General features: G+C 43.1%; 20 protein-coding genes and 21 tRNA genes. 32 read left to right on the top strand and 9 right to left on the bottom strand.

Features of this window, described 5'->3' with window-relative positions; translation table 11 throughout:
- Positions 1-10: 10 nt before the first annotated feature.
- The 21 genes from ACSR9O_RS26460 (at position 11) to ACSR9O_RS26360 (ending at position 1,996) form a co-directional block, all read left to right on the top strand.
- Positions 11-86 (top strand) — tRNA-Val (locus ACSR9O_RS26460).
- Positions 87-97: 11 nt separating this feature from the next.
- Positions 98-173 (top strand) — tRNA-Thr (locus tag ACSR9O_RS26455).
- Positions 174-215: 42 nt separating this feature from the next.
- Positions 216-291: transfer RNA gene (locus tag ACSR9O_RS26450), tRNA-Lys, on the top strand.
- A 9-nt stretch (positions 292-300) separates the two neighbouring features.
- Positions 301-382: transfer RNA gene (locus ACSR9O_RS26445), tRNA-Leu, on the top strand.
- A gap of 5 nt (positions 383-387) precedes the next feature.
- Positions 388-462: transfer RNA gene (locus tag ACSR9O_RS26440), tRNA-Gly, on the top strand.
- A 12-nt stretch (positions 463-474) separates the two neighbouring features.
- Positions 475-563 (top strand) — tRNA-Leu (locus tag ACSR9O_RS26435).
- Positions 564-572: 9 nt separating this feature from the next.
- Positions 573-649 (top strand) — tRNA-Arg (locus tag ACSR9O_RS26430).
- A 9-nt stretch (positions 650-658) separates the two neighbouring features.
- Positions 659-735: transfer RNA gene (locus tag ACSR9O_RS26425), tRNA-Pro, on the top strand.
- 17 nt (positions 736-752) lie between these two features.
- Positions 753-828, top strand: a tRNA-Ala gene (locus tag ACSR9O_RS26420).
- A 28-nt stretch (positions 829-856) separates the two neighbouring features.
- Positions 857-933, top strand: a tRNA-Met gene (locus tag ACSR9O_RS26415).
- 10 nt (positions 934-943) lie between these two features.
- A tRNA-Ile gene (locus tag ACSR9O_RS26410) sits at positions 944-1,020 on the top strand.
- A 20-nt stretch (positions 1,021-1,040) separates the two neighbouring features.
- Positions 1,041-1,133, top strand: a tRNA-Ser gene (locus tag ACSR9O_RS26405).
- A 102-nt stretch (positions 1,134-1,235) separates the two neighbouring features.
- Positions 1,236-1,309: transfer RNA gene (locus tag ACSR9O_RS26400), tRNA-Met, on the top strand.
- Between the two features lie 6 nt (positions 1,310-1,315).
- Positions 1,316-1,391, top strand: a tRNA-Asp gene (locus ACSR9O_RS26395).
- Positions 1,392-1,414: 23 nt separating this feature from the next.
- Positions 1,415-1,490 (top strand) — tRNA-Phe (locus ACSR9O_RS26390).
- Between the two features lie 16 nt (positions 1,491-1,506).
- Positions 1,507-1,582 (top strand) — tRNA-His (locus tag ACSR9O_RS26385).
- Between the two features lie 4 nt (positions 1,583-1,586).
- Positions 1,587-1,660, top strand: a tRNA-Gly gene (locus tag ACSR9O_RS26380).
- 5 nt (positions 1,661-1,665) lie between these two features.
- Positions 1,666-1,742, top strand: a tRNA-Ile gene (locus ACSR9O_RS26375).
- Positions 1,743-1,754: 12 nt separating this feature from the next.
- A tRNA-Asn gene (locus tag ACSR9O_RS26370) sits at positions 1,755-1,829 on the top strand.
- A gap of 1 nt (position 1,830) precedes the next feature.
- Positions 1,831-1,921, top strand: a tRNA-Ser gene (locus ACSR9O_RS26365).
- A gap of 3 nt (positions 1,922-1,924) precedes the next feature.
- Positions 1,925-1,996, top strand: a tRNA-Glu gene (locus tag ACSR9O_RS26360).
- Positions 1,997-2,037: 41 nt separating this feature from the next.
- Here ACSR9O_RS26360 and ACSR9O_RS26355 read toward each other — a convergent pair.
- Complete coding sequence (locus ACSR9O_RS26355; RefSeq protein WP_491725350.1) at positions 2,038-2,787, bottom strand: TraR/DksA C4-type zinc finger protein; 750 nt, start codon at positions 2,785-2,787, stop codon at positions 2,038-2,040.
- Positions 2,788-2,935: 148 nt separating this feature from the next.
- Positions 2,936-3,856 carry a 1,4-dihydroxy-2-naphthoate polyprenyltransferase gene (locus ACSR9O_RS26350; RefSeq protein ID WP_101225587.1) on the bottom strand — a complete coding sequence of 307 codons (921 nt, stop codon included), beginning with the start codon at positions 3,854-3,856 and terminating at the stop codon, positions 2,936-2,938.
- A 299-nt stretch (positions 3,857-4,155) separates the two neighbouring features.
- Between ACSR9O_RS26350 and ACSR9O_RS26345 the strand changes: the two genes are divergently transcribed.
- The 7 genes from ACSR9O_RS26345 (at position 4,156) to ACSR9O_RS26315 (ending at position 12,244) form a co-directional block, all read left to right on the top strand.
- Positions 4,156-5,565 carry an isochorismate synthase gene (locus ACSR9O_RS26345; protein WP_101225586.1) on the top strand — a complete coding sequence of 470 codons (1,410 nt, stop codon included), beginning with the start codon at positions 4,156-4,158 and terminating at the stop codon, positions 5,563-5,565.
- Positions 5,558-7,309: a 2-succinyl-5-enolpyruvyl-6-hydroxy-3-cyclohexene-1-carboxylic-acid synthase gene (menD, locus tag ACSR9O_RS26340; protein WP_230178517.1), complete on the top strand. Its 1,752-nt coding sequence runs from the start codon at positions 5,558-5,560 to the stop codon at positions 7,307-7,309. Before ACSR9O_RS26345 ends, menD begins: the two co-directional genes overlap by 8 nt.
- A complete protein-coding gene (gene menH, locus ACSR9O_RS26335; RefSeq protein ID WP_491725349.1) occupies positions 7,306-8,127 on the top strand; it encodes a 2-succinyl-6-hydroxy-2,4-cyclohexadiene-1-carboxylate synthase in 822 nt (273 codons plus the stop codon). Before menD ends, menH begins: the two co-directional genes overlap by 4 nt.
- Before the next feature lies 1 nt (position 8,128).
- Positions 8,129-8,947, top strand: a complete 819-nt coding sequence (menB, locus tag ACSR9O_RS26330; RefSeq protein WP_053347924.1) for a 1,4-dihydroxy-2-naphthoyl-CoA synthase — start codon at positions 8,129-8,131, stop codon at positions 8,945-8,947.
- Between the two features lie 86 nt (positions 8,948-9,033).
- Positions 9,034-10,515 (top strand): o-succinylbenzoate--CoA ligase, encoded by a 1,482-nt coding sequence (locus ACSR9O_RS26325; protein WP_260359149.1) that lies wholly within the window; start codon positions 9,034-9,036, stop codon positions 10,513-10,515.
- On the top strand, positions 10,512-11,615 hold the full coding sequence (menC, locus tag ACSR9O_RS26320) for an o-succinylbenzoate synthase (RefSeq protein WP_491725348.1): 1,104 nt from the start codon (positions 10,512-10,514) through the stop codon (positions 11,613-11,615). The genes ACSR9O_RS26325 and menC overlap by 4 nt, the downstream gene beginning before the upstream one ends.
- 479 nt (positions 11,616-12,094) lie before the next feature.
- The gene (locus ACSR9O_RS26315; protein WP_230178513.1) at positions 12,095-12,244 is read left to right on the top strand and encodes a hypothetical protein; all 150 of its coding nucleotides are present in this window, start codon (positions 12,095-12,097) and stop codon (positions 12,242-12,244) included.
- 48 nt (positions 12,245-12,292) lie between these two features.
- Here the strand turns inward: ACSR9O_RS26315 and ACSR9O_RS26310 are convergent, their stop codons facing one another.
- Both ACSR9O_RS26310 and ACSR9O_RS26305 read right to left on the bottom strand, forming a co-directional pair.
- The gene (locus tag ACSR9O_RS26310; protein ID WP_491725347.1) at positions 12,293-12,988 is read right to left on the bottom strand and encodes a response regulator; all 696 of its coding nucleotides are present in this window, start codon (positions 12,986-12,988) and stop codon (positions 12,293-12,295) included.
- Positions 12,981-14,591 carry an ATP-binding protein gene (locus ACSR9O_RS26305; protein WP_491725346.1) on the bottom strand — a complete coding sequence of 537 codons (1,611 nt, stop codon included), beginning with the start codon at positions 14,589-14,591 and terminating at the stop codon, positions 12,981-12,983. Before ACSR9O_RS26305 ends, ACSR9O_RS26310 begins: the two co-directional genes overlap by 8 nt.
- A gap of 140 nt (positions 14,592-14,731) precedes the next feature.
- Between ACSR9O_RS26305 and ACSR9O_RS26300 the strand changes: the two genes are divergently transcribed.
- Positions 14,732-15,796: a DctP family TRAP transporter solute-binding subunit gene (locus tag ACSR9O_RS26300; protein ID WP_101225580.1), complete on the top strand. Its 1,065-nt coding sequence runs from the start codon at positions 14,732-14,734 to the stop codon at positions 15,794-15,796.
- Positions 15,797-15,855: 59 nt separating this feature from the next.
- Here the strand turns inward: ACSR9O_RS26300 and ACSR9O_RS26295 are convergent, their stop codons facing one another.
- The 3 genes from ACSR9O_RS26295 to yidD form a co-directional block, all read right to left on the bottom strand.
- Positions 15,856-16,110 (bottom strand): hypothetical protein, encoded by a 255-nt coding sequence (locus ACSR9O_RS26295; protein ID WP_491725345.1) that lies wholly within the window; start codon positions 16,108-16,110, stop codon positions 15,856-15,858.
- 217 nt (positions 16,111-16,327) lie between these two features.
- Positions 16,328-17,287 carry a metal ABC transporter solute-binding protein, Zn/Mn family gene (locus tag ACSR9O_RS26290; protein WP_260359144.1) on the bottom strand — a complete coding sequence of 320 codons (960 nt, stop codon included), beginning with the start codon at positions 17,285-17,287 and terminating at the stop codon, positions 16,328-16,330.
- A gap of 121 nt (positions 17,288-17,408) precedes the next feature.
- The gene (gene yidD / locus ACSR9O_RS26285; RefSeq protein WP_101225578.1) at positions 17,409-17,648 is read right to left on the bottom strand and encodes a membrane protein insertion efficiency factor YidD; all 240 of its coding nucleotides are present in this window, start codon (positions 17,646-17,648) and stop codon (positions 17,409-17,411) included.
- Positions 17,649-17,839: 191 nt separating this feature from the next.
- On the opposite strand from yidD, the gene ACSR9O_RS26280 reads away from it, so the two are divergent.
- Positions 17,840-18,313 carry an S-ribosylhomocysteine lyase gene (locus tag ACSR9O_RS26280; protein WP_034310515.1) on the top strand — a complete coding sequence of 158 codons (474 nt, stop codon included), beginning with the start codon at positions 17,840-17,842 and terminating at the stop codon, positions 18,311-18,313.
- Between the two features lie 36 nt (positions 18,314-18,349).
- On the opposite strand, the gene ytzI is transcribed toward ACSR9O_RS26280, so the two are convergent.
- On the bottom strand, positions 18,350-18,505 hold the full coding sequence (gene ytzI, locus ACSR9O_RS26275) for a YtzI protein (protein ID WP_101225577.1): 156 nt from the start codon (positions 18,503-18,505) through the stop codon (positions 18,350-18,352).
- Positions 18,506-18,629: 124 nt separating this feature from the next.
- Here ytzI and ACSR9O_RS26270 point away from each other — a divergent pair, with 124 nt between their 5' ends.
- Positions 18,630-19,070 carry a Dps family protein gene (locus ACSR9O_RS26270; protein WP_048686502.1) on the top strand — a complete coding sequence of 147 codons (441 nt, stop codon included), beginning with the start codon at positions 18,630-18,632 and terminating at the stop codon, positions 19,068-19,070.
- Between the two features lie 96 nt (positions 19,071-19,166).
- On the opposite strand, the gene ACSR9O_RS26265 is transcribed toward ACSR9O_RS26270, so the two are convergent.
- On the bottom strand, positions 19,167-19,433 hold the full coding sequence (locus ACSR9O_RS26265) for a DUF6154 family protein (protein WP_370020242.1): 267 nt from the start codon (positions 19,431-19,433) through the stop codon (positions 19,167-19,169).
- Positions 19,434-19,659: 226 nt separating this feature from the next.
- On the opposite strand from ACSR9O_RS26265, the gene ACSR9O_RS26260 reads away from it, so the two are divergent.
- On the top strand, positions 19,660-20,010 hold the full coding sequence (locus ACSR9O_RS26260) for a hydrolase (RefSeq protein WP_397315920.1): 351 nt from the start codon (positions 19,660-19,662) through the stop codon (positions 20,008-20,010).
- Positions 20,011-20,028 lie beyond the last annotated feature (18 nt).

Raw genomic sequence — 20,028 nt, 5'->3', positions numbered from 1 at the left:
AGTTATATATGGAGGATTAGCTCAGCTGGGAGAGCATCTGCCTTACAAGCAGAGGGTCGGCGGTTCGATCCCGTCATCCTCCACCATTTTTACACTTGCCGGTGTAGCTCAACTGGTAGAGCAACTGACTTGTAATCAGTAGGTTGGGGGTTCAAGTCCTCTTGCCGGCACCATTTTCATACAAGCTTGATATAGCATATATAAATAGTTTATATGAGCCATTAGCTCAGTTGGTAGAGCATCTGACTTTTAATCAGAGGGTCGAAGGTTCGAATCCTTCATGGCTCACCATTTTATTATGCGGGTGTGGCGGAATTGGCAGACGCACCAGACTTAGGATCTGGCGCCGCAAGGCGTGGGGGTTCAAGTCCCTTCACCCGCATGTTCGCGGAAGTAGTTCAGTGGTAGAATACAACCTTGCCAAGGTTGGGGTCGCGGGTTCGAATCCCGTCTTCCGCTCCACTATTTATTTATGCCGGGGTGGCGGAACTGGCAGACGCACAGGACTTAAAATCCTGCGGTAGGTGACTACCGTACCGGTTCGATTCCGGTCCTCGGCACCATCTTAATATGCGCCCGTAGCTCAATTGGATAGAGCATCTGACTACGAATCAGAAGGTTGTAGGTTCGACTCCCGCCGGGCGCACCATTTTTATTGCGGGAAGTAGCTCAGCTTGGTAGAGCACTTGGTTTGGGACCAAGGGGTCGCAGGTTCGAATCCTGTCTTCCCGACCACGTGATTTTTAATGAATGGGGCCTTAGCTCAGCTGGGAGAGCGCCTGCCTTGCACGCAGGAGGTCAGCGGTTCGATCCCGCTAGGCTCCACCATTTTTCAATCAGATACTTATATTATATTGGCGGTGTAGCTCAGCTGGCTAGAGCGTACGGTTCATACCCGTGAGGTCGGGGGTTCGATCCCCTCCGCCGCTACCAATAAATATAAGGACCTTTAGCTCAGCTGGTTAGAGCAGACGGCTCATAACCGTCCGGTCGTAGGTTCGAGTCCTACAAGGTCCACCATATTCACTTTTTAATGCCGTGGAGGTATACCCAAGTTCGGCTGAAGGGATCGGTCTTGAAAACCGACAGGGGAGTCAAATCCCGCGGGGGTTCGAATCCCTCTACCTCCTCCATTTTTTTAAAAAGCAGCAAGTTGTTTTTAAACAACCTTACATAGAGGAAGCGAAAAAACGATATACACGAAAACTTGATGCAAATCGTTTCATTATTACCGTCGCGGGGTGGAGCAGTCCGGTAGCTCGTCGGGCTCATAACCCGAAGGTCGCAGGTTCAAATCCTGTCCCCGCAATTATTAGGTCCCGTGGTGTAGCGGTTAACATGCCTGCCTGTCACGCAGGAGATCGCGGGTTCGATTCCCGTCGGGACCGCCATTTTTTAAATTTAATACAAATGTGGCTCAGTAGCTCAGTCGGTAGAGCAAAGGACTGAAAATCCTTGTGTCGGCGGTTCGATTCCGTCCTGAGCCACCATATCTTTCATATTACGGCGGTTGTGGCGAAGTGGTTAACGCACCTGATTGTGGTTCAGGCATTCGTGGGTTCGATTCCCATCAGTCGCCCCATTTCGCGGGTGTAGTTTAGTGGTAAAACCTCAGCCTTCCAAGCTGATGATGAGGGTTCGATTCCCTTCACCCGCTCCAAATATGGGCCTATAGCTCAGCTGGTTAGAGCGCACGCCTGATAAGCGTGAGGTCGATGGTTCGAGTCCATTTAGGCCCACCATATTCATATTGTTCCGCAGTAGCTCAGTGGTAGAGCATTCGGCTGTTAACCGAACGGTCGTAGGTTCGAGTCCTACCTGCGGAGCCATGGGGAAGTACTCAAGAGGCTGAAGAGGCGCCCCTGCTAAGGGTGTAGGTCGCGCGAGCGGCGCGAGGGTTCAAATCCCTCCTTCTCCGCCATTTGGCCCGTTGGTCAAGCGGTTAAGACACCGCCCTTTCACGGCGGTAACACGGGTTCGAATCCCGTACGGGTCATAACAAAAAAGGAAGCATACATTCATGTATGCTTCTTTTTTTCATTTCTTTTCATTGATATAACTATCTTTTTGTTTATAAGGGATGTCCCCAAGCAGGGAATCGATATTTTCTTCTTCTAATGTATCTTCATATTCCTTTTGCTTTTTGTTCGGTATATCCACCCTATTTTTTCCTTCGATATCATTTGCTGCAAATCCTTCATATTCTTCTGGAAATCCATCCGTTTCATCCTCGGTTTTATAAAGGTCATTATAATTGTCATGATCGCCGGTGTAATCAGATGGCGTTTCGGATGTACCGAATTTGGCGACTTCACCAAAGCTATCCTCTTTATCCACTATTTCATTTCCATGACGGTTTTCAAAATGATCACCCTTAGATGGAATCAATATATCCTCTTCCACTGGTCGCTCTTGTGTATTAGGCCCTTCCGGGGCATGCTCGACACAGTAGAGGGTGCTTGGGATCGCTTCAAGCCTCTCGATGGGGATTTCCCTATTGCAGGTTTTACACTGGCCATACGAACCTTCTTCCATTGCTTTTAATGCTTCCTCGATTTTCTCCATTTCTGACTGTGCATGCTCATCGAGTGCTTGATTCCGTTCCATCTCGAATAATTCGGTTCCTAGGTCAGCAGGATGATTATCATAAGATGATAATTCCCCTACGGATTCCGTCTGGCTTTTATCCAGAACGGATTGTTCATCATTTTGAATTCTACTACTTAACTCATTTTTTTCTTGAAGCAGTTCCTTTTTTAATTTTTGCGTTTGTTGTTTCGTTGCCATATCGGATTCACTCCTTCTAAAGTCCAAATCTCATTTTATATTGGTAAGATGGTTGTATTATCTATTACCCGAATTGGAGTATAGGAAAACAATATGCAACGGAAGATAGAAAAAAAAGGACTGAGCGGATGAGCTCAGTCCTCGGAGATTATATAAGATAGCTGATGAATAATCCAATGGCCATGAGTAAGCCAAAGAAGGTGTTCGTTTGGGCGGTGGCTTTCATTGCCGGGACCATCGTGATCGGCTGCGTTTTGCCTACGAAGCCTTTGATTGCGGCCATGGCCTTCGGTATGCTAAGGAAGGCAAGGAGAATCCAAGCCGTTACGCTTCCGGTAAGGACTAGCCCAACAAGCCATAGATAAGAGAAGGCGAACATGATTGCCATGAATGTCAGGGCGTTTTTCCTGCCCATCACTACAGGCATCGTTTTGCGCCCATGAGCCTTATCTCCATCATGGTCACGTAGGTTATTGGATAAGTTGATCAGCCCAACCAAAATCCCACTTGGAATGGCAATTAAGATGGCTGTTGAAGAAACATCACCGGTTTGAATGAAATAGGCGATCAAGATTATCAAAAAGCCCATGAACAATCCAGAAAAAAGTTCCCCAAATGGTGTATATGAAATGGGCAGGGGACCGCCTGTATAAAGATAGCCGACAAGCATGCAAACCAGTCCTACTGCAGCAAGCCACCAAGATGATGCGGCACAGATATAGATTCCAATTATCAAGGCGATAGCATACATGCATAGGGCCAAGCTCATGATTAGTTTGGGGGTCATCCCATGACGGACGATCCCGCCGCCGATGCCTACGGATTCCTCCGTATCCAAGCCTCTCTTGAAATCGTAGTATTCATTGAATAAATTGGTTGCAGCTTGAATCAGGATACTGGCAATCATCATGGCAGCGAATAGTAACCAATTCACTCCATCTTCCAAAAGTGCAATCACAGTTCCAAGTAAGACTGGGACAAAAGCTGCGGTTAGTGTATGTGGACGTATTAACTCCCACCAAATCTTCCAGGTCCGTTTAAGGGGAAGTCCATCGTATTCTGTTTGCATTATTTCTCTCCTCAAAATCATTATTGGTTCTCTCGAAATTATAACAAATATTGAAATGTTGCACAAAAGGTTATCCTAATAAATGCAGGAAAAGTGGGTAAGGGCGATAACTGGAATTCCTGGATGATCCATTTCCAAAATCCAGGGTATTTCTCTACATTCGCTAAGATTCATATAATAAGGAAAAAAGCAGGAAAGAATCGTTCGGTAAAGGGTCGTTTTATTGACATGGGGTTCAAGTGAGGTGTATCTTTAAATAGGTTAAAAAGCTTTTAAAATGTACATTTGGGGGGATTTTTTTGGCTATCTCAGAGGAAACTGAACAGTTTCAGGGACTGGCTTCAGCTATACAAAAGGCGAAGGACTTGAATGATCAAGTTCTATTCAGTCATATTAAGAAGATTAAATGCAACAACCCCCTTTCATTTTATCAAGCTGGAAGAGAACGGTACGCGGGTGAACGCTTTTTCTGGGAGGACCCTGCAAAGGAAATAACCATCACCGGTTTAGGCAATGTTAAGAAACTCAAAGCGGCATCGAATGCCGAACGTTATAGAGAAGTCGAAAAGAGCTGGATCAAACTGCAGAATAATGCTGTCAAAACAGGAGTGACCGATGTAGAAGCGACAGGTCCTTTACTGTTTGGGGGCTTTTCTTTTGATTATGAAACTGACAGTACGCTCCTTTGGAATCAGTTCGGGGACAACCTTTTTTATATACCTGCCTTCATGCTGTCAATAGTGGGGAAACAAGCTTACTTAACGACAAACTTACTTTGTTCGCCTGATGATTCAGAAAAACTCTTCATAGATATGATAAATGAACGGGAAGCTTTCCTTTTCGAAAGCTTGGATGGCAATGGATTGGGTGCAAATTCCCTGGTTATGCAGAGGGAAGTCGAACCTGAGGAATGGAAGCGGACGGTCGCAGAGGCTGTTCAGGAAATCAAGACGACAGATCTCGACAAAATCGTTTTGGCAAGGGAGCTTCGACTTGGTTTTGAACGTTCCATCGATTCAGGGAAAGTGCTTGAACAATTGATTGCTGAGCAGCCGTTGAGTTATATTTTCAGTTTGGAGGCTGGTGGTGACTGTTTTGTCGGTGCCACCCCTGAACGTTTGATTAAGAAACAGGGAAATGAAGTTTTTTCTACCTGTCTTGCTGGATCGATGGGACGAGGGAAAGATGAGCAGGAAGATGTTTGTCTTGGTGAAGAATTGCTTCATGACGAAAAGAATTTACAAGAACATCAATATGTCGTTTCGATGATATCCAATGCCTTTGATTCAGTATGCGAAAAGGTGGTGGTCCCGGCCCGACCGACACTTATGAAAAACCGTCATATCCAGCATTTGTACACACCGGTCCGGGGTATATCAAAGGAAGGTGTCACGATTTTTGAATTTGTCGAGAATCTCCACCCAACACCTGCTATGGGCGGACTTCCCAAAGAAAAGGCCGTTGTCCGAATTCGGGAAATGGAAGGTCTGGAACGTGGCTTTTATGCGGGTCCCTTAGGCTGGGTGGATACGTATGGAAACGGGGAATTCGCTGTTGGGATACGTTCTGCACTAATACAGAATAATGAGGCATCGCTCTTTGCCGGTTGCGGAGTAGTGGAAGATTCGACTCCCGAAAGTGAATACCGGGAAACGGGGATTAAATTCAATCCGATGTTAAGTGCTTTAGGAGGAAATCTTAATGAATGACCGAGATGCATTGACAGCTTATGCTGCTTCATTCGTCGATGAGCTGGCACAAAATAAGGTGAAGCATGTGGTGGTGAGCCCTGGTTCACGATCCACACCCCTGGCTTTGTTGCTGGTGGAACATCCTGATATTGAAATTCATATTAATGTGGATGAGCGTTCGGCTGCTTTTTTTGCCCTTGGTTTGGCTAAGGCCCTAAAAGAACCAGTCGGACTTCTTTGTACGTCAGGTACAGCCGCTGCAAACTATTACCCAGCCGTCATTGAGGCTTTCTATTCAAGAGTGCCGCTTATTGTACTTACCGCTGACCGCCCGCATGAATTGCGTGATGTCGGAGCCCCGCAGGCGATCGATCAGATACACCTTTACGGGAGACATGTAAAATGGTTTGTCGAAATGGCACTTCCTGAAAGCACGGATGGGATGATGCGGTATGCCAGAACTGTCGGTGCAAGGGCAGTGGCAACAGCTGCAGCTGAACCTGCAGGGCCTGTGCATTTGAATTTCCCACTTCGCGAACCATTGATTCCTGATTTGGAGCAAGCAAAGGAGTGCAGGCAAAATAAAATGACGCCTGCAGTGTTGATTGAAAGTGGAGAACTGTCACTGTCATCATCACAAATAGAAGCTGTTGCAACTACATTGTCACAAGCTAAGCAAGGTATGATTGTATGTGGCGAATTACCTCATCCAGAGATGAAGGAAGCCATCGTCGCATTAGCGGAAAAACTTGCTTTTCCGGTACTGGCTGATCCCCTTTCACAGTTAAGGAGCGGAAGTCATGACAAAGCCGTAATTATTGATTCTTATGATACGTTTCTACGCGATGAAACGGCAAAAGCGGCTTTCAGGCCGGAAGTGATCTTGCGATTCGGGGCAATGCCTGTTTCTAAACCGTTATTGTTATTCATGAAAAAACAAAAACAGGCAATCACTTTGGTCGTCGATGGCGGAGCAGGCTGGCGCGAACCAGCCGGATTGGCAACGAATATGATTTACAGCGAAGAGAAAGATTTTTGTTTGCGAATTGCTGAAAGCATTACTCCCTCCCCTGATGATGAATGGCTTCGGTTATGGCAAACCGTCAACGGAGCGACGAAGGAGGCCTTAGCCTCCGTCAGAGATGAAGCGGAGTTAAGCGAAGGCAAGCTTTTCGCCCTGCTTGCTGATATGATGCCGTTGGAATCGACGTTATTTGTCGGGAATAGTATGCCCATACGCGATTTGGATACTTTCTTTTTGAATAATGGAAAAGGAATCAAAACCATTGCAAATCGTGGGGCGAATGGTATCGATGGTGTCGTTTCCACTGCGCTTGGCGTAAGCACGGTATCAAAAAATACAGTGCTGGCAATCGGGGATTTAAGCTTTTTCCATGATATGAATGGCTTGCTTGCGGCAAAACTTCAAAAACAAAATATCACGATATTGCTGGTTAATAATGATGGAGGAGGCATTTTTTCCTTCTTGCCGCAGGCGAATGAGAGGGAACATTTCGAAACGCTATTCGGCACGCCTCATGGGCTTGATTTTTCCCATACTGCCGAGCTTTATGGCGGTAAATACAACAAGGTCCAAAATTGGGATGAGTTAGAGAATGTATTTACAGAGTCATTCGAAATCGAAGGACTCAAAATCATTGAAGTTCCGACAGAAAGAGAGTCCAATCTACAAAAGCATCGAAATTTGTGGAGCTTTGTTTCCCAGGAAATAAAAATGGTGTTAGACGGGGAAATATCATGAATATTGTCAGTAAGGATGTCAATTATGCTGTTGAAATAACGGGAAATGGAGATCCTCTTGTACTTTTACATGGATTTACAGGAAATCGGGATACATGGAAATTCCTCATTCCGCTACTGAGTGACAGGTATACGTTAATCATGGTCGATATCATCGGTCATGGTATGTCTGCGTCACCAGCCGATCATCGAAGGTATGAAATGGAGCGTGTCGCTGAGGATATTAAGTATATTTTGGATGTGTTGCATTTCCCGAAAGCCCATATCCTTGGTTACTCGATGGGCGGAAGGCTCGGGTTGGGTTTTGCCTGTTTGTTTCCTGAGTATGTTGATACATTGATATTGGAGAGCGCTTCACCGGGCCTTTTAACTGAAGGGGAACGTGAAATCCGTAGGAAAAATGATCGGAAGCTTGCCGAAAGAATTCTTGAAAATGGCATGGAAGCGTTTGTGGATCAATGGGAGAACATCCCTCTGTTTGAAAGTCAAAAACGGTTGTCGGCCAAAACCAGGTCAGCCATTCGGGAGCAGCGGTTGGCAAATGACCCTGCCGGCCTTTCCAATAGCCTTCTTGGTATGGGGACCGGCAATCAGGCTTCATACTGGGAACAACTGCAAACTCTTGATTTCCCGGTGCTCCTTATAACCGGTGAACTCGACCATAAGTTTTGTCGAATAGCGGACTCGATGAAAAAAAAGCTGAAGCGCGCCGAATGGAAAATAATAAATGATGCGGGACATGCGATTCATGTGGAAGTTGGAGAAAAGTTTGGTAAAATAATAAGTGAGTTTTTAAAGCGAAATAAAAGGAGGAATTAAGATGACGATTCAATGGGAAACGATACGTGAGTATGATGAGATTTTGTATGAAAAATATAACGGGATTGCGAAAGTGTCCATCAATCGACCACATGTACATAATGCATTCACACCAAAAACGACTGCTGAAATGATTGATGCATTCGCAAGGGCGCGTGATGATTCCAGCATCGGTGTCATTATTTTAACGGGTGTAGGCGGCAAAGCATTCTGTTCAGGCGGAGACCAAAAAGTTCGTGGGAATGGCGGATATGTTGGTGAAGATAACATTCCTCGTCTAAACGTTCTTGATTTACAACGCTTGATCCGCGTTATTCCAAAACCAGTCGTAGCCATGGTCGCAGGTTATGCAATTGGCGGCGGTAATGTCTTGAATGTGGTTTGTGACTTAACGATTGCTGCTGACAATGCAGTCTTCGGACAAACTGGACCGAATGTTGGAAGCTTTGATGCTGGTTATGGTTCTGGCTACCTTGCACGTATCGTCGGTCATAAAAAGGCACGTGAAATCTGGTATCTATGCCGTCAATACAATGCACAGGAAGCATTGGATATGGGATTGGTCAACACGGTCGTACCTTTAGACCAATTAGAAGCGGAAACGGTTAAATGGTGTGAAGAAATGCTTGAGAAGAGCCCAACGGCACTTCGTTTCTTGAAAGCGGCAATGAACGCTGATACTGATGGCCTTGCAGGTCTTCAACAATTGGCTGGTGACGCTACACTTTTATACTATACAACAGAAGAAGCAAAAGAAGGCCGCGATGCATTCAAAGAAAAACGCAATCCGGACTTTGGACAATTCCCTCGTTTCCCTTAATGAAACGCGTGAATCGATGAGACTGACAGCTTGGCGGAAAATCGCCGGGCTGTTTTCTATATCAAAATGGAAGAGGGTAAGCAGCAATGGCAGAAGAAAAGTTGCCGAACTGGCTGAAAAATCGGGCGCATCTTTCACCGGGGCGCCCGGCAATTGAGTTTGAAGGTCATACGTATAGCTTTCTTGAACTGCATACATTATCGGAGAAGATGGCTGGTAAGCTGGCAAGCATTGGTCTGGGCTCCGGTGATTCATGCGCGGTTTTGCTCCGTAACCATATTGATGGTGTTGTCGTTATCCATGCACTATTTTATCTCGGTGTGAAGATTGTGATGCTGAATAATAAGTTAACGGCAAAAGAGCTGTCCTGGCAGATCGAGGATAGTGGGACTGCCTATTTGGTTTCAGAGGGTGCCTTCTCCGACAAACTTTCTGATATTGGTGAGATTCTCCCGGAATTGAACCTTCATTTAATGGAGGAATTGCCGAATGAAGGCACGGCGGAAATACTTCAAGAGTTTTACCTTGAGGATACCGCTACGATCATGTATACATCAGGTACTACAGGAAATCCAAAGGGTGTGATCCAAACATTCGGTAACCATTGGTGGAGTGCAGTAGGGTCGGTTCTGAACCTTGGATTGCATGAGGAGGATTCTTGGTATTGTGCGGTTCCGATCTTTCATATTAGCGGTTTATCCATTCTGATGAAAAATGTGATTTATGGCATGAAAGTCGTTTTGGCGGAACGATTCGATGAACGGGAGGCGAACCGGAGCATTCAGGAAAATGGCGTGACGATCATATCGGTCGTGACGGCGATGCTGAATAGGATGGTTCAGGATTTGAATGGAACAAGCTATCCAAAAACCTTTCGCTGTTTCCTGTTGGGCGGCGGCCCTGCACCCGTCCATTTACTTGAAGCCTGTAAGGAGAAAGGGATTCCCGTCTATCAATCATATGGGATGACCGAAACGTCTTCACAGATTGTGACGCTGGCACCGGAGTATAGCATGTCAAAAATCGGATCAGCTGGGAAGCCTTTGTTTCCTTCGCAGTTACGGATAGAGAAAGATGGCACTATGTGTGAACCGGGTGTAGTGGGTGAAATCGTGGTTTCAGGTCCGAATGTTACGAAAGGTTATTTTAATCGAATGGACGCTACACAGCAGGCGATTACCGATGGATGGCTTTATACCGGGGATCTTGGTTATCTTGATGAGGAAGGCTTTTTATATGTGCTTGACCGACGTTCGGATTTAATCATCTCCGGCGGTGAAAATGTCTATCCGGCCGAGATTGAAAACGTCCTCAGTATGCATCCTGATGTTTTCGAAGCGGGAGTGACGGGGACTGACGATGAAAAGTGGGGGCAGGTCCCGCTTGCTTTTGTCGTCTTGCATAAAGGTGCAGAGCTTGATGAGAGCGAACTGCTGGAATATTGCAGGGGATATTTAGCATCCTATAAGATTCCCAGGAACGTGATTTTTTGTAAGGAGCTACCCCGTAATGGCGCAAGCAAGCTTCTGAGACGGGAACTGAAGAAGGAAATGGGGGAAGGGAAATGAAGTTATCCTCCATTTCCCTAAAGCTCATTAAGGCCCCTTTAAAACGGCCATTCAAGACGCATCTCGAAACGGTAAGCGATCGGGAAGTGATAATTGTAGAAGCCACGGATAAGGATGGGTTGATTGGATACGGTGAAGCTGTCCCTTTTACAAGTCCTTGGTATACCGAGGAAACGATCAAAACATGCTTTCATATATTGGATGGCTTCTTAATTCCGTTGACATTGGGCAGTCAGATCAAGCATCCTGATGAGCTGCCGAACTTATGGAGCGGAATCCGGCGGAATGCGATGGCGAAGTCAGCTTTAGAGCAGGCAATCCTCGATTTATATGCGAAGCAGAAAGGAGTCTACCTCGGACGGCTGTTTGGCGGCGAACGAAGTGAAGTGGCCGCTGGTGTAGTCGTTGCATCCAATGATATTGAAGATGCGATGCGCCAGATCGAGGATTTTTCCGGATCTGGTTACCAGCGTTATAAAATAAAAATCAATCCTCAAAATGATCTGGAGTTTTTAGCGGAAATCCGTCGGGCCTATCCTCATATCCCGCTCATGGCAGATGCCAATTCAGCGTACACTCTTGATGACATCACACACCTTCAGAAGCTTGATGCGTTTAAGCTGATGATGATTGAACAGCCGCTGGGACATGACGACATTGTCGAACATTCATTTTTGCAGAAACAGCTGCAGACACCCATTTGCCTTGATGAAAGCATAAATTCATTTCATGATGCCAAAAGTGCGCTGACGCTCCAGAGCTGTGGAGTGATCAACATTAAGATGGCTAAAGTCGGCGGCTGGATGGAAGCTGTAAGAATCCATGATTTATGCCTGGGAAATGATGTGCCAGTTTGGTGCGGCGGTATGATTGAATTTGGCATTTCACGTGCACATAATATTGCACTTGCCACATTAAAAGGATTCACGATTCCCGGGGATATATCATCTTCATCCCGTTATTGGGATGAAGATATAATATATCCTGAAGTACTTGTCGAAAATGGCATGATCCAAGTTCCCGATAAAGCTGGAATCGGTTTTGCCATCAATGAAAAGCGGCTAAAGGAATTGACTACATATAGTAAGTTGTACAAGTGAAAACATCAAAGGAGGTGCATTGCCCACCTCTTTTGACCAAATATTGATAATCCTTTAACTCCTCTCACTCCCCCTGTCTATATAACTCACCCAATTAAAATTTCCTTGGACGGAAACCCCACCCTTTTGGAAAATGATTTTAATAGGATACTAACAAATCAATTCATTGTTTTTCCTGTTAAAACTCTTACTAAATTGAAGAAATTTGCGACACTTCTGCCGAATAAACTGGCTAGCCAAGATTACGCTGGATGCTTGATTGGATGAGGCTTGGCAGACAGTCGGCGGAAAGGGAACGAATGACTGAAATCAACCAGGAACTTTTTTTATTGTCCAGATTTTAGAAAAATCAGAAAAACTGGCCGGATAGATCATAATTTTTTTTGGAAAATGGGGCTTTGTCTATTTTTTCTTTACTGGATTATTTTGTATAATGAAATTAAAAGAATAGCAACCAAGGGAAAGGGAGGGGAGAGTGTATGAAGAAAAAACCGTACCTTATTGCGGAGATTCTACTAAGAAGGGGCATGCCTGACTATGTCATAAAAGAAGTGACATCTTTGGAAGAGTGCGAACTGTTTCTTTTGAAGAGAAAATGGGGCCTATATGACCGGAAGACAGGTGCGTAAAGAATAAAAGTAAAAAGGGAACCATTTCAAGCCGGTCCCCATGCGTTTTTAAGGTTTTTGAAGCCGGTATCTATTGACTGGACGGCCTATGCTGCCATATTGTACGTCAAGCTGAAGGACTTCTTCGCCATGCAAGTATTCAAGATAGCGCCTTGCTGTAACTCTGGCGATTCCAATCCCATCAGCCACTTCTTCTGCAGATAGTGACCCAGGCTGGGTCTTAATGAACTTCGTCACTTGCTCAAGAGTCGCTCCATTCAATCCTTTGGGAACATTATATTTCGGACTCGCTACAGAATGTTTTTTATTTTGAAAGAGGATTCGGTCGAGTTGATTTTGAGAAATTTGATGGTCAGGTTCAACCTCCATCCGAAAAGCAAAATATTGCTCCAGCGTATGTTTTAGCCTATCAAATTTAAATGGCTTGATTAAATAGTCAAATGCCCCGTTCTGTATCATTTTTCTGATTGTTTTCTGATCATTTGCCGCTGAAATGATGATGACATCCACATCCATTTGCTCTTTTCTGATTTGATAAAGTGTATCAACCCCGTTTAAAGATGGCATGAAGATGTCCAAAATGACAAGGTCGGGTTTAGACTGCCTGATTTTTTCCAGACCTTCAAGCCCATTTGAAGCTGTATCAACGACTTTAAAGGCAGGCAGGCGCTCGATGAACTGTTTGTTGACCTCTTGGACCATTGGGTCATCTTCAATTAAAAGTACACGAATTTTGTTAGTCATTTTGGTTCTCCTCTATATCGTGCATCGGAAAAGAAAGAAAAAAGCTTGTTCCTTCGTCAGGGCGTGTCGTGAATTTCATTTCGCCGTTCGCTTTTTTTACAATTTGGTCTATTAGATAAAGACCAATTCCTGATCCTTCCGCACCTTTTGTTGTAAAACCATACTCGAATATATCTTTATGAATGTCCTTGGGAATGCCGGGTCCGTTATCCTCAAGCACGATTTGACAATGACGTTCATCCTGGTAGATGGATAGATAAACCTGTTTTGTTTCCTCTGAACAATGCTTTAACGCTGCGAATGAGTTTTCGATCAGGTTTCCGATTATCAAAACAAAATCGTGATGATCCAAATCAGCGGGGAAGCGGTCCAATTTCGTGTGCTTGTCCATGATGAGCTTGATTCCGAGTTCCCTACCCAAGGAGATCTTACTTAATATCAGCCCCACTAAATTATCATCGTGAATGTGCTTCGTTAAAAACCTGGTCAATTCCTCTTGTTCTTCCGTAATCTGAAAAATGTAATGCAGCGCTTCGTCAAGATTGCCTAGCTGGATCAATCCTGCTATCGTATGAAGTTTGTTCATATGTTCATGGTTTTGAACGCGCAGAGCCTCAACGAATGCTTTGACACTAGTCAACTCTTCAGCTAGCTTCGTCACATCGGTGCGATCCTGGAAAATGGCCACGGCACCGATCGTTTTTTCCGCAATCTTTATCGGTACCCGGTTGCTTACAATATTCCTGTTTTGAACGGAGATCTCCTGATTAAAGATGGGAGATGTCCGGTCAAGCACTTCCGGGAGACGGGTATCGTGTATAATATCATTGATATTCTTGCCTATGACCGCACCGTTGATATTGAAAATTTGCTTAGCCTTTTCATTGAAAATCGTGATGGTCTGATTATTATCTATGGCGATGACCCCTTCATGCATGGCATTGAAAGCAGCTGTCCTTTCAACCAACATCCGTGAAATTTCATGGGGTTCAAGTTGGAAGGTCTCTTTTTTTATCCTTTTTGCCATGAGCCATGAGCCGCATACCCCGAATAGAAGTGTAAGGACCAGGATAATCGCGATTTCGCCTTTCAAGTCCTTGATTAATTCCGGTATGGTAGGCAAGATATTCCCAACCAGTACGACGCCGATTTGTTCTCTATCTTTATCAAGGATCGGCACAAAGGCGCGGACGGAAATGCCAAGTTCGCCAGCCGCCTTTGAAAGATACTCGTGCTCAGCGAACGCAGCACTTTCATCACTGCTTTCCGAAGGGGTCCCCAATTGGCTGTACACCGGATGGGAATAACGTATATGCTGATTGTTGAGCACAACTATATAATCTGCTTGATGGATTTTCCTTAAGTTTTCAATAATCGGATTGAGCTGTGTCCATCCTTTGGGCTCACGGACCAATTTTTGTACTTCAGGGAGTTCGGCAATGGTATGGGCAGTTATCATGGATCGTTTGCCAATTTCATCTTCCCTGACCGAAACGATATTTCCGAATATAAAAATCCCGCCTATTAGTATCGAAAAAGCGACGATTACGAATGATAGCAGGGTGATTTTAATTTGAATGGGCATATGAAAGGATTTATCCATTGTTTTTCCTCCATTACTTCTATACTTTATAGTAACAGAATTTCTATCACTTTTCGCTATTTTTCGCGCATTGTATTACGACAGCAAAAAGCTGTGATAGAATAGTGATAATGTGAAGTGAGCGGTGAGGAGTTGTCGGAATGCGTGCATTATGGGGGTACTTCTTATTAATTGGCTTGGGGCTGTTGATAGCCGTGTATATATCGTTTCAATCGTTCTTTACAAGCTTCGGTTTCAATTTGCCGAAGGATGAGGAGCAGGTCGGGATGAAGGATCAAATCGTGATCAAGTTCAGTCATGTCGTTGCCGAAAATACACCTAAAGGTCTTGCTGCGAACCGATTTGCCCAACTTGTCGATGAATATACCGATCATCGTGTCAAAATTGAAGTTTATCCTAATCAATCATTATATAGTGATCATGAAGAAATCGAAGCATTACAAGAAAACAAGGTGCAGATGATTGCACCGACTACATCTAAAATTACGAGCATATCAAAGAAGTGGATGCTATTGGACCTCCCTTACGTTTTTCCAACGGACGCTGCCTTGCAGGAAGCGTTGAATGGGGAAGTGGGGGAAGAGCTGCTAAAGCAGCTGAATACCATCGATATCGAGGGGCTCGCATTTTGGTCGAATAACTATAAACAGATCACAAGCAGTAAACCGATACGGCATCCAAGTGATTTTGCAGGAAAGAATTTTAGAATCATGCCAAGTGCAGTCCTGGAAACTCAATTCAAGCATTTTGGGGCTACAACTGCTGAGCTGCAGTTTAATGAAACATATAAAAGCCTTGAAATTAAAGAAACGGACAGCCAGGAAAATACGATTTCGAATATTTATTCCAAGAAAATATATGAGGTGCAAAATTATTTAACGATCAGTGATCACGGTTATTTAGGGTATGTCGTCATGATAAACAAGCCGTTTTGGAACAAGCTCCCGTTGGATATTCAGCAGCAAATCCAAAGGGCGATGGATGATACAACGAAATGGCTATGGATCAAATCAAATGAATTGAATCAGGAGCAGCTTCGGGAAATCCAGCAAAAATCGAATATTGACATCTATACACTGTCAGATGAAGAAAAGAAAGAATGGATGAATGAGATGACCGTCATTTATCCGGATTTCGAATCAACGATTGGAACCGAATTGATGACGAAAATGGAAAAGATCCGTGAGAAGCATTTAAAGGAATAACTAACGTAAGGGAATCCCATAGAAAGGGGTTCCCTTCTTCTTTATAGTTCCCGATAGAATTACTCGTCTTGATTTTGTAAAAAATCAATCATCTCTTCATAATCATATGTTTTTAAAACCAAACCATTTTCATCAAACACGATGAATGCAGGCTCTTTCTTTAATTCCAGTTTTGGATATTGCTCATTCAATGTCTTGTAAGATACTTCATTTATAATTGGGCCCACATTGGTTATATTACTCTCTTCTAGTAAATCAAATGTAATTTCTTTTCCAACGGCTTGGAGCGAATACTTATGACCCTCACTAAGCAAAAGATTCGGATGAATTCTAGCGAAATCATCTTTTTCATATTCTCCCTCTCTAAGCTTAAATTTGATTGGTTCATAAATTGTAATAATTAAAGCTTATCATAGTTGCTCAAGAAAAGGAGGCTATCATGCTTTGTCAGGAACCGAAACTCCAACTCAAATAAGCTGACAAAAGAGGTACAAAAAAGAAGCGGATCCAAAGGGAGCCGCTTCTTCTCATCTATTGCAAGGCAGTTTGCAGTGTCTTGATGTTTTTTTCCATTAAACTGAAGTAATCTTCGCCTGCTTCGATATCTTTATCCGTCAACACGGAAAGGTTATGGAGCTCAAGTGATTTCGCTCCCATTTCCTTTTGGATGATTTCGGTAAGTTTAGAACTGATATTCTGCTCAAAGATGACGTAGTTCAAGTCTTCTTTTTCAGCCATGGTTACGATTTTCCCCAGTTCCTTTTGAGAAGGTTCGTTTGAAGACGTTAGTCCTGTGACGCCAATTTGTTCCAATCCGTAGCGTTCCTCCCAATAACCATATGCAGAATGGGAAACGATGATCTTATTGGTACGGCCCGACTCGATCGTCGTCGAGAATTTTTCATCAAGTGCTTCAAGCTTTTCGGAAAGCTCATTGAATTGGCTGTTGAAATATTCTTCCTGTTCCGGCATTTTTTTCGTTAATTCGTCCTTGATTGTTTTAGCCATGTCAATGGAATAGATGGGATCTAACCACAAATGCGGATTAACGTCCCCATGGTCATGACCGTCTTCTTCATGAGCATGTTCGTCTTCATCTTCATGAGCATGTTCCTCATCTTCATCGAGGTGAACCGTTTCCCCCACCGCAATTGTGCTGACGCCTTCTTTGCTTAGAATAGGTTCAGCCTTGGTTACAAAGCCTTCAAGATTATAGCCAATATAGAAAAACAGGTCTGATTCAGCCATTTTCACAATATCCTTTTGAGAGGGTTCGAATGAGTGTTCATCCGTTCCGGGAGGATAAACCGTCTCGACGTTTACGTACTCCCCGCCAATGGCCTCAGTGAAGTATTGTAAAGGGTAAACCGTCGTATAAATATCCAAGGCATCCTTGGTTTCTTCTTTACTCGATTCTCCCTTCGAGTTGCCGCAGGCTGACAGAAATACCGCAGTAACAAGGAAAAGCGAGAGCAATGCTCGAATTTTCATATGAAATGCTCCTTTATAATTCGTATTGATTACGATTTGAATTTTATGTGGTAAAAACGAAATGATTACGATTTGACTTCTGTATGATACAAAAGATTGCAAAAGAAAGCAAGGGTTTTTTCTATTGGTCCTCACTTTTTTCTTTTTTTTCGGGAACAAGGTCAATGCCGCCTGGATGAAACGGATGACATTTAAGAATCCGGATGAGTGATAACCAGCTTCCTTTTATAGGTCCGAAACGATTGATCGCTTCCAAACCATAATGGGAACAAGTTGGATAAAAACGACAGGTGGGCGGTTTTAATGGAGAAAGAGCAACTTGGTAAAAACGGATGATTCCCATTAATATTTTTTTCAACACGATGCTTTCATCTCTTTTCGAGTAAATTGACTACCCTCAATTATAGCATATTTTCTAAATTTCCAATAAGGGTAAAAAAGGAATAAGCATATTGGTAATCCGATTGATATAATGAGAATTAATTTTAAAGGATGAAATATATTGTTATTCAAGGTAAAATAGAGATGACATACAATTAAGGAGTGAATTAAATGCCTTCAGTTGAAAGCTTTGAATTAGATCATAACGCTGTTAAAGCCCCATATGTTAGACATTGCGGTGTCCATAAGGTAGGAACAGACGGTGTTGTTAATAAATTTGATATCCGTTTTTGTCAGCCAAATAAACAAGCGATGAAGCCGGATACGATCCATACTCTGGAACACTTGCTTGCATTCAATATCCGTAAGCATTCCGAGCGCTTCGATCACTTTGATATCATCGACATTTCGCCAATGGGATGTCAAACAGGATATTACCTTGTGGTCAGCGGCGAGCCGACAGTGACGGAAATCATCGATGTTCTTGAAGATACTTTCAAGGATGCTGTTACAATTACTGAAATTCCTGCTGCAAACGAAAAACAATGCGGCCAAGCAAAATTGCATGATCTTGAAGGAGCTAAGAAATTAATGAATTTCTGGCTTGCACAAGATAAAGAAGATCTTCATAAAGTTTTCGGTTAATAAAAAAGTTCCTGTCCTTTGTGACAGGAACTTTTTTCATTTTTCGGGTTCTTCTTTTTTTCCCTCATCCTCTGGCAAAGGTTCGACCGGATCCACTGTATGCTTGTAGCTATAACCTTTTCCGATTGTTAAGACCGATAATGCCAATACAATCAGAATCACAATAATGGAGATAACTAAAACCGTAATCATACTTTACAGCTCCTAACGTTCACAATTTAGATTCATTTTAGCATAAGAACCGAGTCAGATAATGTTTCAATTTTAGAATAGAGGGAATTATAAAGGTATAACCAACTTACGGAGGTAGATATTTATGGCTCAGAAAAAATTAGGAACTTTAGTGAATAAGGAAATTGCAAACTTCAGTGTTCTTTATACGAAAATTCATAATTACCACTGGTTCGTGAATGGACCGCACTTCTTTGAACTTCACCAAAAACTGGAAGAATTATACAAAGAAGTGACATCCAACTATGACGAATTGGCCGAAAGACTATTGGCCATTGGTGAAAAGCCGGTTGCTACCCTTAAAGAGTACATGGAATTAACGACGATCGAAGAAGCGACAGGAAATGAAAATACAGAAGATATGGTTCAAAGCGTCATCAGTGATTTTGAGAAGCTCTCCGAAGAGTTCTTGGAAATCATCGAAGTTGCCGAACAAGAAGATCCGGTTACGGCTGATATGCTGACAGGCATGAAGAAAAGCTTAAACAAACATGCTTGGATGCTGCGTGCGTATTTAGGACATTAAGATTTAGGAAAAGCCCTGCTTCGGTAGGGCTTTTTTTTTGGTTAAAACAATAAAAAAGGCATCCATCAAAAGAGGGACACCTGACATGGTATGTATTTAATGAATATTCCTAGGCGGAAAATGTGTAGGTTTCGTGTCGCTCATACTATTTTGAGCGAACTTCCCTTTTAACGTTTCAATAATGTAAAGGCCCATCAAATTGGTCAGTTCTTGATCATCCATCTCTTGAAGCAATTCGAAAATTTCCTTGCGGTCAAGCTGTTCCAGAACCGCAAAAGTAAGCATATCAATATCTTCTTCATCACCAGTCATCTTATCACGGTACATATTGTATAATTCTTCAATTAACTTCAAAACTTTCACCTCACATTTATTAGAAATCCGTTATCTCTTTATATGTAGGTTATCAAAAAAAACTCTGGGTGCATATAAAAATCTTAAGGGATGCTTGGGCTTATTATATGTTTTACCCTTTGAAAGATACTTTAATCTATTATTTAACATCTTTGTTCTTCTGTAAACAAAATTTTCCATTGTATGAAGTGGGGAAATACGTGAAAAATAAGCGTAGGATATATGGAAAGGGTGGATGGATGTGTCTGAAAACAGGAAAAAATATTACATTTGGCTTCCAAATGGGCAGATAACACAAGATAAGGAAAGTTCTCCATGGAATTTCGAGATAGAGGCGACAGATAATGAAATCATAAAATTACGTGAATTATTTGATTATAACTATTCAGTAGGGGAAGAAAATTTTTACCGGGCACATGTCCCATACCTTCAATATCATTTTGACCGTGAAAATGATAAACAGGATATAACACTCCAAAAAATTTATGAGATGATTTATGCCCTGGGTACTGAAGAAGGAAGAAGGCATATAGAAAGCATGGGGATTTTACAGGCAAAACCAACAGACGATGGCCTCGAATATTGAGGGGCCATCGTTTTTTGA

This window comes from Peribacillus sp. B65, from assembly GCF_058513295.1.
The sequence above is the reverse complement of the archived record's forward strand: the minus strand, read 5'-3'. Positions and strand labels throughout refer to the sequence as shown.